8 protein-coding genes are annotated in these 16,104 nt (G+C 51.8%); 4 read left to right on the forward strand and 4 right to left on the reverse strand.

Annotated features, from left to right (window positions below):
- The first annotated feature begins 52 nt into the window (after window positions 1–52).
- Both ACYVSB_RS02505 and ACYVSB_RS02510 read left to right on the forward strand, forming a co-directional pair.
- Window positions 53–1,078 (forward strand): hypothetical protein, encoded by a 1,026-nt coding sequence (locus tag ACYVSB_RS02505; protein ID WP_125595903.1) that lies wholly within the window; start codon window positions 53–55, stop codon window positions 1,076–1,078.
- Window positions 1,075–2,646 (forward strand): RsmB/NOP family class I SAM-dependent RNA methyltransferase, encoded by a 1,572-nt coding sequence (locus tag ACYVSB_RS02510; RefSeq protein ID WP_461218309.1) that lies wholly within the window; start codon window positions 1,075–1,077, stop codon window positions 2,644–2,646. Before ACYVSB_RS02505 ends, ACYVSB_RS02510 begins: the two co-directional genes overlap by 4 nt.
- Before the next feature lie 299 nt (window positions 2,647–2,945).
- On the opposite strand, the gene fni is transcribed toward ACYVSB_RS02510, so the two are convergent.
- The 4 genes from fni to mvk form a co-directional block, all read right to left on the reverse strand.
- Complete coding sequence (gene fni / locus ACYVSB_RS02515) at window positions 2,946–4,049, reverse strand: type 2 isopentenyl-diphosphate Delta-isomerase (protein ID WP_461218310.1); 1,104 nt, start codon at window positions 4,047–4,049, stop codon at window positions 2,946–2,948.
- Window positions 4,046–5,128, reverse strand: coding sequence for a phosphomevalonate kinase (locus ACYVSB_RS02520; RefSeq protein WP_461218311.1), 1,083 nt, complete (start codon window positions 5,126–5,128; stop codon window positions 4,046–4,048). Before ACYVSB_RS02520 ends, fni begins: the two co-directional genes overlap by 4 nt.
- A 202-nt stretch (window positions 5,129–5,330) precedes the next feature.
- Window positions 5,331–6,302 carry a diphosphomevalonate decarboxylase gene (gene mvaD, locus ACYVSB_RS02525; protein ID WP_461218312.1) on the reverse strand — a complete coding sequence of 324 codons (972 nt, stop codon included), beginning with the start codon at window positions 6,300–6,302 and terminating at the stop codon, window positions 5,331–5,333.
- Between the two features lie 252 nt (window positions 6,303–6,554).
- Window positions 6,555–7,574, reverse strand: coding sequence for a mevalonate kinase (gene mvk, locus ACYVSB_RS02530; RefSeq protein ID WP_461218313.1), 1,020 nt, complete (start codon window positions 7,572–7,574; stop codon window positions 6,555–6,557).
- 950 nt (window positions 7,575–8,524) lie between these two features.
- On the opposite strand from mvk, the gene ACYVSB_RS02535 reads away from it, so the two are divergent.
- Complete coding sequence (locus ACYVSB_RS02535; RefSeq protein ID WP_461218314.1) at window positions 8,525–12,154, forward strand: PD-(D/E)XK nuclease family protein; 3,630 nt, start codon at window positions 8,525–8,527, stop codon at window positions 12,152–12,154.
- On the forward strand, window positions 12,147–16,055 hold the full coding sequence (gene addA, locus ACYVSB_RS02540; RefSeq protein ID WP_461218315.1) for a helicase-exonuclease AddAB subunit AddA: 3,909 nt from the start codon (window positions 12,147–12,149) through the stop codon (window positions 16,053–16,055). The genes ACYVSB_RS02535 and addA overlap by 8 nt, the downstream gene beginning before the upstream one ends.
- The last annotated feature ends 49 nt before the right edge of the window (window positions 16,056–16,104 follow it).

Raw genomic sequence — 16,104 nt, forward strand, 5'->3', positions numbered from 1 at the left:
ATAATAAATGAAACAAATGGGAAATTTTCAGAAAAGTTAAGGGTCGGTGAAGATGAAACGACGAATGATTTTGGACTTATTATTAGTGGTGCTCAGCGGACTGCTGGTCTTGTGCTTTCAACAGGACGATCAGCGGAATAACCAAAGCCAGCTCGATCGGAATGGCCTGTCCGAGAATAGTTTGATCATTACTGGTGGCAAGAAGCTGGCCGTGACGCCGCTGATCAAAACGTTAGCCAGTAGTGATCTGGATAATTTCCAGTTGCAATTGATCGATAACAAGGACGATAATTTTTCCTATATTTACATCAAAGGCGATGTGACCGAGGTGATGCCCACGGTTTCAGGGCGTTTGCTTAATGCCAATGACTTTCAGTCCGAAGTGCCCTTTGTCCTCTTAGGTAAGAACCGCCTTAAGGAAGCTTACAAACCACAATCCCAAGAGTATTTTCTGAAAAATGATCACTATTTGGCGGTGATTGGGGTGATCGGGACTAGTGGCGATTACGCAATCAACAATCATATTTTCATTTCACTTTCACCTAATCAAAGCGATCAAAATTTAATGACGACCGATTTTCGCGTGGTTTATGACCCGAAAGAGCCGAATAGCGCGCAAACCAAGGAAATCATCAAATTATTTGATGCGAAGAAGGCCACACGGTTGGTGGATACTTCGTCGGTTCAACGGGAACGTCAAGGCTGGTTCCAGCGGTCAGGCATCTTGCTGACGCAAGCGATCCTGATCTTTACGGTGATGGCCACGCTGGCTTGGATCATGATCTACTATATTGTGTTGGCCGGTCGCGGTTTCGATTTGGGTGGTTTTCTGAAAGAACAACTGCGATTGAAATTGTTGGGGCAAACTGCCTTTCATCTTTTTCTGCCCACATTGCTAGGTTATTTCATTGGTGTGAAAATTTGGTCGGCGAGCCACGCCATGGTGATCCTAGGATTATTGTTATCATTTGACGTGGTGGCGTTACTGATCACATTCTTGTATTTAACTTTTTCACGGAATTATCCACGGTTGCAACAAGCGGTGGATCAGCTCAATCAGGAGGAATTCAAGCATTGACAACGACCGAACAATTACCAGTAGCCTTTTGTCAGAAATATCAAGCGCTACTTGGTCCTGAAGAAGCTGCCCGTTTTCTGGAAAGTTTCCAAGCGCCGGCGGAGAAGGGCTTCCGCCTGAATCCTAAGAAGGCCAGCAGTGCTAATCCCGAGATCATGGCGCTCCGTGCTGCCCATCAACCGATTCCGTGGAGCCCTCAAGGTTATTACGGGCAGGTCAAGGGGTTGGCCATTAGCCAAACCTCCGGGGCGGTTTACAGTCAGGAGCCTAGTGCCCAGGCGGTGGCGGCTTTGGCGGCACCGGCGCCGGGGAGCCGGGTGCTGGATCTGTGCGCCGCGCCTGGCGGGAAAACCACTCAGTTGGCCAGTCTTCTAGGCGAGACCGGGTTATTGGTCGCCAATGAAATCGATCCGCAACGAGCCAAGATCCTTTCTGAAAATGTGGAGCGATTTGGGTACAGCAATGTGGTGGTGACCAATCATGCCCCCGAACAATTGGCCCAGTTTTTCCCGGCGTTCTTTGATTTGATCGTTGTGGACGCACCGTGCTCAGGGGAAGGCATGTTCCGCAAAGATCCAGACGCGATCCAGTACTGGGACCCTGACTATCCGTTGGCCTGTCAACAACGGCAACGGGCAATTTTAACGGAAGCCTTGACCATGCTTAAGCCTAATGGCAGCTTGGTCTATTCGACGTGCACGTTCGCGCCAGAAGAAGACGAGGAAAATATTGCTTGGTTGCTGGCCCAAGAACCGCGCTTTCAAGTCGTCGCGCCTGAAGGGCCAGGCTGGGACCAAGTTGATCGCGGGCGACCTGCCTGGGGTGCTGATCGGCCTGAAATGACGGCCACTTTACGCTTTTGGCCGCAGAAATTGCGGGGTGAAGGTCATTTCATGGCCAAATTGATCCGCACCGATGTTCAGCAACTGACTGAGAAGACTCAGGCTGAACCTGGCGTGACACCAGCGCGCCAGGATGAACGGGACGCGCGCGCCACCCAAGAAGTGACTTCAGACCAGCGGCGGCAATCTTGGCCAGCAGCGCCCTCCAATGGTCACACGGCCAGAGCCAAGGTGGCTAAACATAAAACGATTAAGCTGGACAGTAAGCTGCCGCAAGCGCTGACCCCTGGTGAAACCCAGACTTGGACCACTTTTTTGCAAGAGAATCGCTTGACTTTGCCGGATTTCTTTGCGCAATTGACCCTAGTTCGGGTACAAAACCAGTTATTTGCTCGGCCTAACTGTCTACCGGCGGATGCGCGGATCCGCTTCGTGCGTCGCGGGTTGTGGCTAGGCGAATGGCGGAAGAACCGCTTCGTGCCCAACCAGGCTTTGGTCATGGCCTTGCCGACAACGGCTTTTGGGCAAATCCTCGATTTGTCGGCAGCTGACTATCAACGGTTTCGTCATGGGGAGACCGTCTCACTGGCCGGCCCGACGATTGCTGAACTCGGATTGCACAAGGGCTGGTATCCCGTGGCCCATCAAGGCTTGATTTTCAGTTGGGGCTACTTGGTGGACACCACGATCAAGAATTTTTATCCTAAAAATTTGCGAACACGTTAAGCCAGTAAGACTGTGAGCGCGACCAAACCAACCGACCAAATGTCAAAATAAGGATCTAGAATTTCTAGCGTGAACTCATCTTTCAACACTAAAAATTCTAGACCCCACAATACCAATCTAAAAACCACCAGACCAGAGTAGTCAAGTGTTCACTCTGGTTTGGTGGTTTTTTTTAATGCGCAAACTTTCGTGGTAAAATCAGACGCCAATACTGGCAGGATCCATCGGCGCTAGTTGCGGCGCGCCGCGACTAACTAGGTGTTCAATCAGTTTGGCCGTGATCGACAGGTTAGCCGCGATCAACCGCGCCGGTGGGTCAGGGCGGTTGGGTCCAGACCGATTTGCTGGCCGAAATTAGCCAAATCCGAGCCCAAAATCAGCGGAACTTGTCGGAGTTCGTGAACATGACGGCAACCCAGCAGGTTCAATAAACCGCGAAATTCAGCTAGCCAAGCCGCAAAAGAGGTTATCATCGCCGCCTCATCCTGATGGAGAGCCAAATGGAGAAAGTAGCCAGACATGCCCACGAAATCAGCGCCTAGCGCGAAGGCTTTGATGGCCTCCCAGGGCGTGCGGATCCCGCCACTGGCGAAAGTGAGGGGCGGAAAATGACCGGTTGTTTGCCAAATTTGTTGGCGGCCCAGCAAACTTTCCACGGTGGAAAGACCGAAATCACTTAAATCAGATAGCAGAGATTGGGATCGGCGTTCGTTTTCAATGGCAATGAAATCGGTGCTGCTGGCGCCAGAAAGGTCAACGCCGGCTATGCCCCAAGCCGCAAAGTCGCGCAGGGCAGCGGGCGCCATTCCAAAACCAACTTCTTTGGCAATCAGTGGAACCTGGCTACCCAGGGCTTGTTGTAGTTTTTGCAAGTTTTGACGCCAGTGAAAGTCCTGATCACCTTCAGGCATGGCGAATTCCTGGGCCGCATTCAAATGGATCTGTAAAGCGTCAGCCTGCAGCAAGGTCACCATTTGGGTCGCCATCGCAACGGAATGACTGGCGCCCAGATTAGCTAAAACAACCCCCTTGGGATTGACTTGGCGAACAATCGTAAAACTTGGCGCTAATTCTGGCGCTCGTCGCAAGATACTCATGGAGCCAACCGCCATGGGAATCTGGAAATGAGCGGCCAAGTGCGCCAACTTGCCATTGATTGTTTGGGCGTTATTTGTGCCCCCGGTCATGGCATTAATATAGATCGGTGCCAGCACGGTTTTGCCAAACAAGGTTCGTGCCAAGTCAATCTCGGTTGGATCCGTTTCCGGCAGTTCTGGATGCAGCAGGCGAACTTGCGCGAAATCCGGATGACCTTGGGGATGTTGGCGATAGAATTTCTCCGCCAAAGCCAAGTGGGCGCGCTTGCGTTGCGCTTGTTGTTGTAGCGGGTCAATGGCTGTCATACACTCGCTCCTGTCAATTCGAAAACAGCTAAGGGTAAGGTGGTGATCTGATGTTGGTTCCAAGCCGAAATCAGGCGAGCCTGATCAACGCTATGGTCGGTCAAAACAATGCCACAATCGCCACCACCGGCGCCAGAGGATTTCGCGGCGCCGCCGTAATCTTCGGCGATCTGGCAAAGTTCAGCCAATTCGGGCGTTTCGATATCCACCTGCGAGAAGACGCCCAATTCCTTGATCAGTTGGCGATTCAGACGAATGCCATCTTTGATGACATTAACTTTGGCGGTCTTGATGCCTTTGATCATCGTTTCCACACAGTGGCGACTGGATTCTAAGAAATTCTGATATTGCTGCTTTTGCGCAAATTTGGCGATCGTGATCCGATCGACTAAATGACTCGTTGACGCTGGTGAGCCGGTCCAGCCAATCAACAGCTCCAACTCACTGGGGACGTGCAACAATTCGATTTTCAAGCCTGGCCAGTCACTGGCGATGATCTCACTAAAGGTATTGTTTTTCAAAACTGTGCGCAGCCAATCCTTATCGAAGGTGCTAAAGGCGATCCAGCCGCCAAAAACACTGGCCGCGATATCGCCTAAGGAGCCGTTACCTTGAACATTGAAATGCGCGATGGCGGCCAATTTGAAAATATCCAAGCGATTCAAAGGTAGTTGATAGAAGGCAATCAGCGCTTTGACCGTAGCTACCGTCACCGCTGCAGAACTGCCTAACCCATATTTGCGGCCACCTTGATCCTCTAATTGACTGTTGATATCCAAATCAAAGACCCGCAGCGTGTGTCCCATTTCCAAGGCCAAAGCCTCAACCACACGAATCGCTTCCAGAATATAATGATAAGGATTATCCCGATTGTCGAAAATCATTTGATCGCCGCGCCGACGCCAGTGAAAATTAGTTTCCAAATATTGCCGCGAATTGATCGCTCCTTGATCCTGGGTCTCCGTGATCGAAACGGTGATAAATCGATCTAGCGCCACCACCAAAGCCGGATGTCCAGGCTCCAAAACCGCGTATTCGCCCGCAATATATAATTTTCCCGGTGCCTTTACTGTAATCATGCAATTGATCGACCTTTCCTGAGTGAATTAATCTTTTGAAGCTGTTAAGCATTTGCAGCAATCAAACATCTGCAGCAGCTAAATTGAAGCAGTTAAATCTTTTGGTGTTATGACATTTTATCGTTATTGTTGAGGGACGGCGCTTTCGCCGCGCCTTTTCAGATGGGCGCCCGCAATCTGTTCCTGTGATCAAAGACCATTCTCAATCTCGGTAAGCGACGCCGGGTCCCGGCTGGCAGATCGTACACTGCACTTGCGGTAACTCTGCCTGTAACTTTTCGACCACGGCGGCGGCATCTTGCTTAGCACATAGTAGTTTAGGGTTGGGACCGGCGTCAAGCGTTATGTAACAACTTAACCCTTTTATACGAAATTCCTGGACCAACTGCCAGATTTTCAAGGTCAAGGGGGCAAAATAGGTGAAGGGTGGCACCGCGCTCAAGGTGGTGGCGTGCATTTGCATCGCGTTGGCCTCAGAAAGTTGACCGATTTTGGTAATATCTCGAGCGGCGATGGCCTGAGACATGGTGGCAATCCCACTCTCCGCGGTTTGCACCCAAGCGGGATAGAAGGGGGAGGTCGCCACAGATTGCTGCATCCCGGCGCTGGACAAGACTTTCTTCGGGCGCTGGTCAACGAGGACCGCAATCACCACGATGGGAAAATCGACCGTCGCCAACAAAGGTTCCGCGTAAGAGCTGTGGTCATCATGCCCAGCATGCCAAACGACAAAGCCGCCGAAAATCGAACGGCACGCGGAGCCAGAACCATGCCGCGCCAAAATCGACAATTCACGCGGGGAAAGTTGCAGACCTGCAGCCCGCGCACCCGCGGCGGCCAACGCGGCGAACGCCGACGCCGAGGAGGCCAAGCCCGCGGAGGTCGGGACATGATTTTCAGTTTCAACGCGGGCAAAGTTCGACCAGCCAGCCTTCTGGCGAATCAAATCCAGAACCTGGGTGATTCTCGACGTGACTGGCTGCGTAACCCCTGCAAAAACAAACGAATCAGCGGTCTGATTCGTTTGTTTAGGAAGGAATTCCACCTTGGTCTCGGTATAGAACTGATCCAAGGTTAGGGATAACGAACTGTTGTACGGCAACATTTGTTGCGGATCTTGCTTGCCCCAGTACTTGATCAGGGCAATATTTGTATAGGCGCGAGCGGTAGCCATGGCGCAACTCCTTTGGTTTGATTCATCTGCTTTGATTCGTCGGTTTGCTTTGAGATGATTTTGTTCCTACGTATTAGTTCTTACGGTCTAGTTTAAATTAGTTCTGCGTGATTCGTGTCTAGTTCTAAGCAATCAGAACTGATTGCTTAGGCCATTTGGGTCAGTTCGTTTGTTTGATTGGATTGATTTTTCCGACGGTCAAGTTCTTGGTATAAATCAATCGGTTCATTGAGCTGGGCGCTGCCGACACCCTTAGGAGAGGTCGGTGACCCACGTTTGATAATCCGCGAAGGCTGGTCGCGCTTGTTGTGCGGCCAGGGTCGTTGGAAAGTAGCCGAATACGCAACCGCCTAAGCCGCCGCCGGTCAATTTCGCGCCCCAAGCGCCAGCAGTCCGCAACCGCTGGATCAATTGATCCAATTCGGGCAGGCTGACCTGCAATTGTTGTAAGGCCTGTTGATTGGCGTCCAAAAGTTGTCCCAGTCGCCGCTGACTTACTTGGCGGTCTGCAGGTTGGGTTGGTTGTTGTTGCAATAGTAGCCGGATCTGCGGGGTGATCTCGCCAATTTCCTGCATCCTTTCTTGCCATTGGCGCGGTTGGTCTCGGCGCAATCTGGCCACTTGCGCGATTGCGGTTCCCGTTTGACCCGTCAGACCACTGTCCACGATCAGCAGCGCACCTGGCAAGCGCAAGTTCAACGCTTCCGGCGTATGTCCGCGGCGGAAGTAGTAACCTTGAGTCGATCCCACCACTAAGGCATCCAAGCCACTAGGGTTGCCATGCTGGATTTTCTCTTCTGTGGCGATCAGTGCCTTTTGCCGGTCTAGCGATAGAGTCAGTGGAAATTGAACCGCCAACGCCGCGACAATCGCCGAAGCAATCGCCGCCGACGAACCCATGCCCCGTTCAAAGGGAATTTCGCTGGTCAACGTGACCTGCATTGCTTCAGGCAAAGGTTGCGCCGCCGGAAAGTAGGCGAAGAAGGCCGCAAACAGTCCTTGTAAATTGGCGAGTTCCGCCGGGGCCAGCGCCAAGTCACCATGATAGAGGTCAGACGCCAAGGTGACGCGCGGCGCTCGGCCAGCTTGCTGCCCTTGACTGCTGATTCGCGCGGTGGCCTTGATTGCCCGCAGTGGAATCGCGATGCCAGGAATATCGTAAACCACCGCGTGTTCACCTGCCAAAATCAATTTGGCATGACTGGCGCCAACACTAGTTTGGACCAGCGGCCACTGTTGTGGGGGGGTTGATTCCGGGGAAGTAGTGCTCAAATAGATTCGCCTTCCTTGATTAAAGATCCGCCAACCGTTGAAATCATCCTGAGTCGGCGCTTTTTCCTATTCGATTATAGCATAGGCGCCCGCGGATATTCATTAATTGCTAATCATTCACTTTCGTAAAATGTTTGATTTAATCGTGGCGGTCCAGCTAAGTGGTCAACTAATCCTCCACCAAGCGGGCGTTAACCCAAAAGAATAACGAGCTAGTGATTGTTCGATTTGGGGGAGTGCCTATCAACTTATTCCACACATTAAACCAGTCCAGTTGAAATCAGGCAGATTTGACTAATTCCTCAAGAATCTGGCCGCGTTTATCAGACAGACCGTCCCGTTGTCACCAATTTAAAGCTTGTAACGACTAACCACGGCCATCATTTGCGTGGTTCCTCATCAATTGACCATCGCTTGCCAGTCGGCGTGAGTGCTCAACCGTCTGTTAAAACGTTGAGCGGCTCGTTGAAATGTGTTTGCTGATGTTTTCCACAATCTGGGTTGAAACGTGTTCGCCGACGCAGCTTCTTCGCTTAGCTACACAACAATTACGGAGGCATTAACCTACCTCCGAAATAGTTGCTAGGCTAATGCTCAGGAGCTGATCGGGTCGGTTTACACTCTGGCGTTGGTGGTCTGTTTATCCGTCTGGCGGAAGGTCGGGCTGGGGGTGAGTCAGCCGCGATATTATTCTTGGCGGCTCTGCCGCCTAGAATAAGGCCGAGCTTGAAGATTTTCGGTGCACTTCCGAAAAGCTTCAAGTCGTGCCCGCCGCGTTCCACCACCCCCAGCCCGACCTGGAGCCCCACCACATCTGTCAACCACCAACGCCACGCGCAGCGCAAGCCGCGGCCAAGCTATTTTTATCCACGCCTATGATGCAATCCGAATTAAACCAATATAATATGTTAAAATAAGATAAGTTGAGATGAAATCATGGAGGTGCCCGCATGTCTTTGAGAGTCATTTATGGGTTACAGCAAGACGATGTCACCGGAGAAATGTACCAACAAATCGGCCAAGCCTATCAGCGTTCGCCGGAAAAACAATTTATCTGTTTGGTGCCCAACCACATCAAATTCAGTAGTGAGGTGCGGATCTTACAGGCGATCGGCGCCAGTGATCCGCGCCTGAGCAGTAATGGCCTGATCGCCAGCAGCCGTCTGCAGATTCTGTCGTTTTCGCGCTTGCTTTGGTACTTCTTGCGGGATGATCCTTACTATCAGCAGCCCCAACTAACCGCGGCCAGCCAGGCCATGTTGTTAAGTGAACTGCTAAATCGGGAACGGGAGCAATTTCCGATTTTCTACGGCGAGCGGCGGAGAATGGGCTTTCTCGAGCAATTGGGGGCGCAGTTGACCGAACTGACTCAAGGTGAATTCAGCCCCACCGATTTACATCAGGCGGCGACCCAGTTGGCGACACAAGGGGTGCCCCGCTCGACCACGGCCAAATTACAAGAATTAAGTCGGATCCTCCAATTGTATCAAGCGGAAATCGCCAGTCATTTCGTGACCAATGAGCAGCTGATGACTTATTTGATTGCCCAGGTGGCGCAGCGTGATTTCAGTCAGTTCGAAATTTTCATCGACGGCTTTTCAGAATTCAACCAGCAACAGTTGAGCTTGATTCGCGGCTTCTTACGCCAGGGTGCGACGGTTTATTTGACGTTATATCTCCCTGCGGCGACGAGCCAGATTCCTTATTATTTCGATAGTTCTTGGCGCATTTTGAAACAGTTGGGCTATGATTCATTGGCTGATTTAGGGACGGCGGCGCTGTTTCCGGCCAGACAGAAGCGCTTGAGTTCTGAGTTGCAGCAAGTTGAAGATTTCTGGATCGCCAGCAACGCGGGGCTCCCGGTCGCCGCACCGACCACCTTGGCCCGGCAGAATCTTCAAGTTTGGCAGGCTGACTCGTTGACCAGTGAGGTGCGGGGAGTGGCCAATTATATTCGCCAGCTGGTGGCCTTACAAGGCTATCGTTACCGCGACTTTTTGGTTTTGGCTGAGGATCTGAACGTTTATTCGGCCACAATCGAGGCGCTCTTCCGTCAAAACGAGCTACCTTTCTTTAGTGATCAACAAACACCGATGGCCAACCATCCCTTTGTTGTTTTCGTTCGGAGTTTGTTGGCTTTAAGTCGGGGCAATTTTCAGCTCAATGATCTGTTGGTACTTCTGCGGACAGAATTGTGGCGACCGGCCGCGCAATCATTGGCCGAATTTCGCCAACAATTAGACTGGCTGGAAAATTATGCCTTGGAATTTGGTCTGCGCAGCTATCATTGGCTAAAAGCAACACCTTGGCCCATGGTGGGACCTTACGTCAAGCAGCCGGTTGACCCGGCGCCGCACAGTTCGCCTGAGCAAGTGGCCCAGCAGGCGGCCATTGAAAACCTGCATCAATTTTACGGACAAGCGCTGAAACAATGGCAACAAACTGTCAAGCGCGTGACTAATGGCGCTGAGTTTGCCCAAGCGCTGTTTGAATTCTTGCAGCAAAACGGCGTGATTACACGATTGCGGGAATGGGCCCAGGCTGACGTGACCGCCAACGATTTGGTGTTGGCCCAACGACCACAACAAACCTACCAGGCGTTTATTGGCTTGTTGGACGATTACGTCCAAGTTTGGGGCGCTCAGTCCTTTGATCTCGCTTTGTTCACTGACCTCTTGAACGCCGGCTTCAGCAATACTGAGTTTGCCCAGATCCCGGCTACTTTAGACGCGGTGCTGGTTTCCAAAATCGGGATGGTCCAGACACAGACACAGCGGATCACGATTATTCTAGGGGCGACGCGGCAGAATTTGCCTAGCTTGACCCAGGGGCAACAATTGATCGATGATCAGGAACGCCAATTATTGAATCAGCTCCATCAAGAACCAGGTGAGCCCCAATTACGGCAAGCCAGCGTGGAAAGCTCAGCGGATCTGCCTTTGCGTTACGCCAATATTTTCTTTAGTAGCAACGAGCGTTTGATTTTTACGTATCCTAGTCACAATGACCAGCAAGGCGCTCAGGAGGTGTCCCCCTATGTGCTCCGGTTACAAAAGCAATTCAAATTGGGCGCGCCGGCTTATTTGGCGGACCACCCGCAGCTGGAGCCAACGCGGCAGCAACAGCCGGCTTTAGGCTACGCCGCTTCCCGAGCTGGGGTCGCCGAACCGTTATTGTTACTGGCGCGGGAGGCCCAAACGAAGCGCACCGACCTGCCTGCGGACTGGCAACGTGTGGCGGCAGTGTTGTTGGCTGGTCCGGCTGGCGCCTTTTACCGGCGGCAATGGCAAAGTCTAAGTTACCGCAATCAAGCGGTTGATCTGAATCCGAAAAATGTGGCCCGGTTATATGGTGACCACTTATTTAGCTCGGTCTCCCAACTTGAAAGCTTTTATATGAATCCGTACGAGTTCTTCCTGCAATATGGCTTGCGCTTACGTCCTCGGCAACGTTTCGCGGTAGATAGCGCCGATACGGGCACTTATTTCCATGACTATTTGGATCGCTTCTTGAAGGCCGTGGTGGCAACCAATAAGCCACTGTCTGAGTTGACTGCCAACGAACTGACTCAGATCACGACCAGCTTGCAAGAAGCGCTGGCTGATGATCCGCGCTATCAGCTACTGAATGGTCCGGGGCAGATGCGTTATTTTGCCCGGCGCTTAGCCACGACCAGCGCCTTCATGGCTAATGTCTTGCAACAGCAAGCCAGTCACTCCTTCTTACAGCCGGCGAAAACTGAGATCCAGTTTGGTCAAATCAGCGCGCCGGGACAGCTACCGGCGCTGGATTTCAAATTGCCTGGTCAACGAGAATTGTCCGTTCGGGGCAAGATCGACCGCCTCGACGTGGGCCAGTGGGGGCCGGATTGGTATTATCAGATCATCGATTACAAATCGGGCCAGAAGAAATTTGATTATACCCGCGTGTTTTACGGCCTGTCCCTGCAGCTTTTGACCTACTTGCAAAGTGTCCAAGACAATCGCCAGCGGTTGTCACTACCTGAGGCCACTTCCATCGGTGCTTTTTACCTGCACCTGTCGGATCAGAAAATGACCTATCAAACCGGTCTTGACGACGCCAAAACGCTCTTGGCACAGATTCTTGATGATCATCGCTATAACGGCATCCTTTTGGAAAACACGACCACACCAGACGCCACCACCGCCGAGTCGCTTCAAGCCAATCAAGACTATTTGGCTGCCTTGGATCCCGCCAATCAGGCCAGTAAATCCAGCCTTTATCCGCGTGGTTTCACCAAGAAAAATGGGTATGCGGTCACGTCGGATAATGGTTTTCCCCGGCCGCAATTGCCAGAATTGTTGGCGTTCAATCGGCATTTACTGACCCAAGCGGCCATCGAGATTTTTTCTGGGAAACTGCGGATCGCGCCTTATCGGATCGGCGCTGACGAAACCGGATTGCGGTACAGTGATTTCACCAGCATCATGATGTTTGACGCGATGCTACCGGAGAATCAATATCGCCAATTGATCACCCTTGATAAAACGGATTTCTTAGCCGAATTAATGAAATTTACCGCCGCCCAAGCGGCCAAGGAGGGACAACCTCATGCCTAATTTTACCCCACAGCAACAAGACGCCATTAGTCACCACGGTCATGATATTCTCGTTTCAGCTTCGGCTGGTTCCGGCAAAACCACCGTCTTAGTCGAACGCTTGATCACCGAGATTTTGGAACAGGGGACAGATCTGGACCAATTATTGGTCGTCACTTTCACGGACGCCGCCGCCGCCGAGATGCAGGCACGGATCCGCAAGGCGCTTGAACAAGAATTGGCCCGTGCCCAAGCCCCCGAACAGCAGCGGCTGCGCAAACAGATCAACTTATTGGCGGCGGCGCAAATCAGTACTTTACACGCTTTTTGTTCGCAAGTGATCCATAAATTTTACTATTTGTTGGATCTCGATCCCAGCTTCCGCTTATTGACCGATGACACTGAGCGGCAATTATTGATGGAGCAGGTTTGGGGCGAACTACGGGATCATTATTACGACGCTGACGACCATGAATTCTTTGATTTGGCCGATCAATTCGGCAGCGACCGTTCCGATGAAGGTTTGACCCAAGTGATTTTCCAATTGTACTATTTCGCCATTACCCGCCCGGAAACCCAGCAATGGTTGCGCAACTTAACTAAGAATTATCAAATTGACACAACCATTGATAGTAGCAGCTTCTATCAAAAATGGTTGGCGCCCTACTTCCGCCAACGTTGCCAACAATTGCAGCAACAATATACGGTTCTGGCTCAAACCGCCAAACCGATCATCAAAGCGGAAGTTGTCACTGAACCAGCGGCGGCCAGCTTAGAACTACTGGCGGCGTTGTTGGCCCAACCGCAGCCAACTTACGCGGACTTCAAGAACACGATCACTGGCTTACAGTTGCCTGCCCGCTTCATGAAGGCGTTAAAGAAGAACGGGGAGGTGATCACCGCCGCCGAAACAGACACCCGGTTAACGGTCAGTCGCCTGTTGCAAACGCTGCGGGATGATCTGAAGCAGTTTCGCGGGGATTATTTCCAACGGTCTGAAACCCAAATTGTCGCCGACCAGAAAAAAGCCCAACAAGTCGTTCAAACATTGGCCAAAATCACCACCGAGTTCATTACGGCTTATCAAACTGAGAAGCGCCGCTTGAAGGCCTTGGACTTCAACGATTTGGAACAATTGACTTGGCAACTTTTGAGCTATCAAGACCCCAATGACCAAACACGGCCTGTTCGCGATTACTATCAACAACGTTTCCACGAGGTGATGGTCGATGAGTATCAGGATATCAACCCCTTACAAGAAGCGATTTTACAAACGGTGTCCCGGCGTGATCCCGGCAATTTATTCATGGTCGGTGATGTTAAGCAATCAATCTATGGTTTTCGCCAAGCCGATCCGCGCAAGTTCTTGGATAAGTATGCGGCCTTCAAAGCGCCGACGAATCCAGGGGAGCGGATCATTTTAGCCGAGAATTTCCGTTCGGCGGAAAACATCAACGCCAGCACCAATTTCATCTTCGAACAGTTGATGCATCATGATCTGGTTGAGTTGGATTACGATGAGGACGCGCAACTCAAAACCGGCGCGACCGCTTATCCGGCCGACTTGGGCACGACCACGGAATTATTACTCTACGAGGCCAAAAATAGTGGGGCAGCCGCTGAAACCGCTGGAATCAGCCCTGAAGCTTACGCCGCTTTTGATAAAAAACAAGCGACAATGGCTATTTTGGGCCGGCGGTTGCAACAAATGCATGCTAGCGGCTATCAGATCTGTGATGGCCCTGATCAGCCGTTACGTCCGATGGCCTATCGGGATGTGGCGATTCTCGTGCCGACGCGGGCGAATAATCTGGAAATCGTCAATCAACTGGCCGAATTTGGCATCCCTGTGTATGTGCAAGACGCCAATGATTACTTCCAAACGACTGAGATTCAAGTGATGTTGGCCTTGTTAGCGTTGATCAACAATCCGGAACAAGATATTCCTTTGGTAACCGTTTTGCGGTCGCCAATCGGCGCGTTCGATGAGAACGATCTGGCGGCGATTCGCGGGCGCCAGCGCTCTGGTAATTTCTACCAAGCGTTGCAAGCGATGGCGGCTTTAGGAGCTTCCGCCGAATCGCTCAGCGACACCGGTGACTTGACGGGCCAAGCGGGAATCACGCCAAGCGCCGAACTTGGTCAAATTAGTGAGCAAACGCGGGCCTTGGCCGGTAAATCCGCCGACTTCCTAGAGATGTTGAATGATTTTCGCGACTACAGCGCGCAACACAGTATCGCTGAATTGATTTGGAAGATTTATCAAACCACGGGCTATTTGAATTACGTTGGCGGGATGCCTGGTGGACTCCAACGCTCGATGAATCTACACGCTTTATATCAACGGGCTTTTGTCTATGAGCAGTCCAGCTTCAAAGGGCTATACCAGTTCATTGATTTCATCACCGAGATGCAAAGCCACAATCAAGACTTGGCTCAAGCGCAAGTAGGCGATGCCGACCAAGACGCGGTTCAGCTCATGACCATCCATGGCAGTAAAGGGCTGGAGTTTCCGATCGTTTGCCTTTATGATCTCGACCATGGCTTCAATAACAGTGACTACACCAAAAACGCCGTCGTCCTCGATGGCCAACTGGGGTTAGGTCTGAAATATTATGATCGTCAAACTCGAATCAAATATCCGACCTTGATCGACACGTTTATTCGCCAACAGCGGCAACAGGGGAGTATCGCCGAGGAAATGCGGAAACTCTATGTGGCCTTGACCCGGGCCAAGCAGAAACTGCTGCTGGTCGGCGCGATCGATACTTGGGCGAGCACCTTAGCGAAATTTGAGAATCCGGAAACGGAACAGACGCCGTTACTGCCAGTGACCCTACGAGATCCCAGCAAACTTCATAACTTCTTAAGCATGATTTTGCCAGCGGTCCTGCGCTCACCGAAGTTGCAGATCAGCGGTGGCAGTGATCAAACCGATAGCGCCGCTAAAATCGCCTTGAATCAGGCCGATTTCTTGATTCACTTGTACCAAGCGCCAGAATTGATGCAAACGATCCAACCAAGCATGGCTGCGCCGACAAATGCACCAACTCCCTTAACTCGTTTAGATGAGAAGTTGGCGGCGACCATCACGAAGCTGCTGGATTTCCAATATCCGCACCAAACCGCCACCCAGACGACTGCCTATCAGTCAGTTTCCGAAATCAAACAAGCTTTCGCTGATCCCGACCAATTTCAATTGAGCTTCTTGCCGCTAGCCACCGGTCAGACTGGGCCGGGCGCGCAGCCGGCCATGGCTGGTGCCCCGGTCGGTGAAGCGGGGCAGTCGATTCAACCAGCTACCAGTGGTCGCTATTTGGACCAAGAGTTTCCGGCGCCGGCCTTCTTGACGGCGACACAGGAAGTCACTGGCGCTCAAATTGGGACCGCGACCCATCTTTTGTTACAGCGCGTTGATTTGCGCCAATCGATGACCCTGGCTTATCTGAACGATTTGCGCCAGGAACTGACCACGGCTGGCTTGATCGATGCCGCGGTGGCCCCACGGATCGACTTAACCGCCGTCCAAAATTTCTTCGCCACTGACTTGGGGCAAACCCTGCAGGCGCCGGACAATCAAGTTTTTCGTGAGGTGCCGTTCTCGCTCTTGCTGCCGGCCCAGGCGATTTTCGCCATGCCAGATGAACCTGAGATCCAAAATCTGCTGGTTCATGGTATTATGGACGGGTACGTGATCACGCCAGCTGAGGTGATTCTCTTCGATTATAAGACGGATCATCTTGGTACCGGACCAAATCAAGCTAAACGCTTAGCGGCCCTGATTGAGAAATATCGCGGTCAACTGAATTTGTATGGCCAAGCGCTAAGCAGCATCTTGCAACGACCGATCGCGCAACAGTATCTTTATTTCCTGAGCGCGAATAAATTGGTGGCGTTGACTGGGAATAATTTGACAGTGTGATTTACAGTGTGATTTATTGGAACAATTACGGAATGAATGGAGGTGAGGG

The sequence above is a fragment of the Lapidilactobacillus salsurivasis genome (assembly GCF_054785215.1).

Coding starts and splice junctions, on each gene's coding strand:
- mvaD (WP_461218312.1), bottom strand. CDS start 6,302: ATGGCTACCGCTCGCGCCTATACAAATATTGCCCTGATCAAGTACTGG.
- ACYVSB_RS02520 (WP_461218311.1), bottom strand. CDS start 5,128: ATGATTACAGTAAAGGCACCGGGAAAATTATATATTGCGGGCGAATAC.
- ACYVSB_RS02535 (WP_461218314.1), top strand. CDS start 8,525: ATGTCTTTGAGAGTCATTTATGGGTTACAGCAAGACGATGTCACCGGA.
- ACYVSB_RS02505 (WP_125595903.1), top strand. CDS start 53: ATGAAACGACGAATGATTTTGGACTTATTATTAGTGGTGCTCAGCGGA.
- fni (WP_461218310.1), bottom strand. CDS start 4,049: ATGACAGCCATTGACCCGCTACAACAACAAGCGCAACGCAAGCGCGCC.
- addA (WP_461218315.1), top strand. CDS start 12,147: ATGCCTAATTTTACCCCACAGCAACAAGACGCCATTAGTCACCACGGT.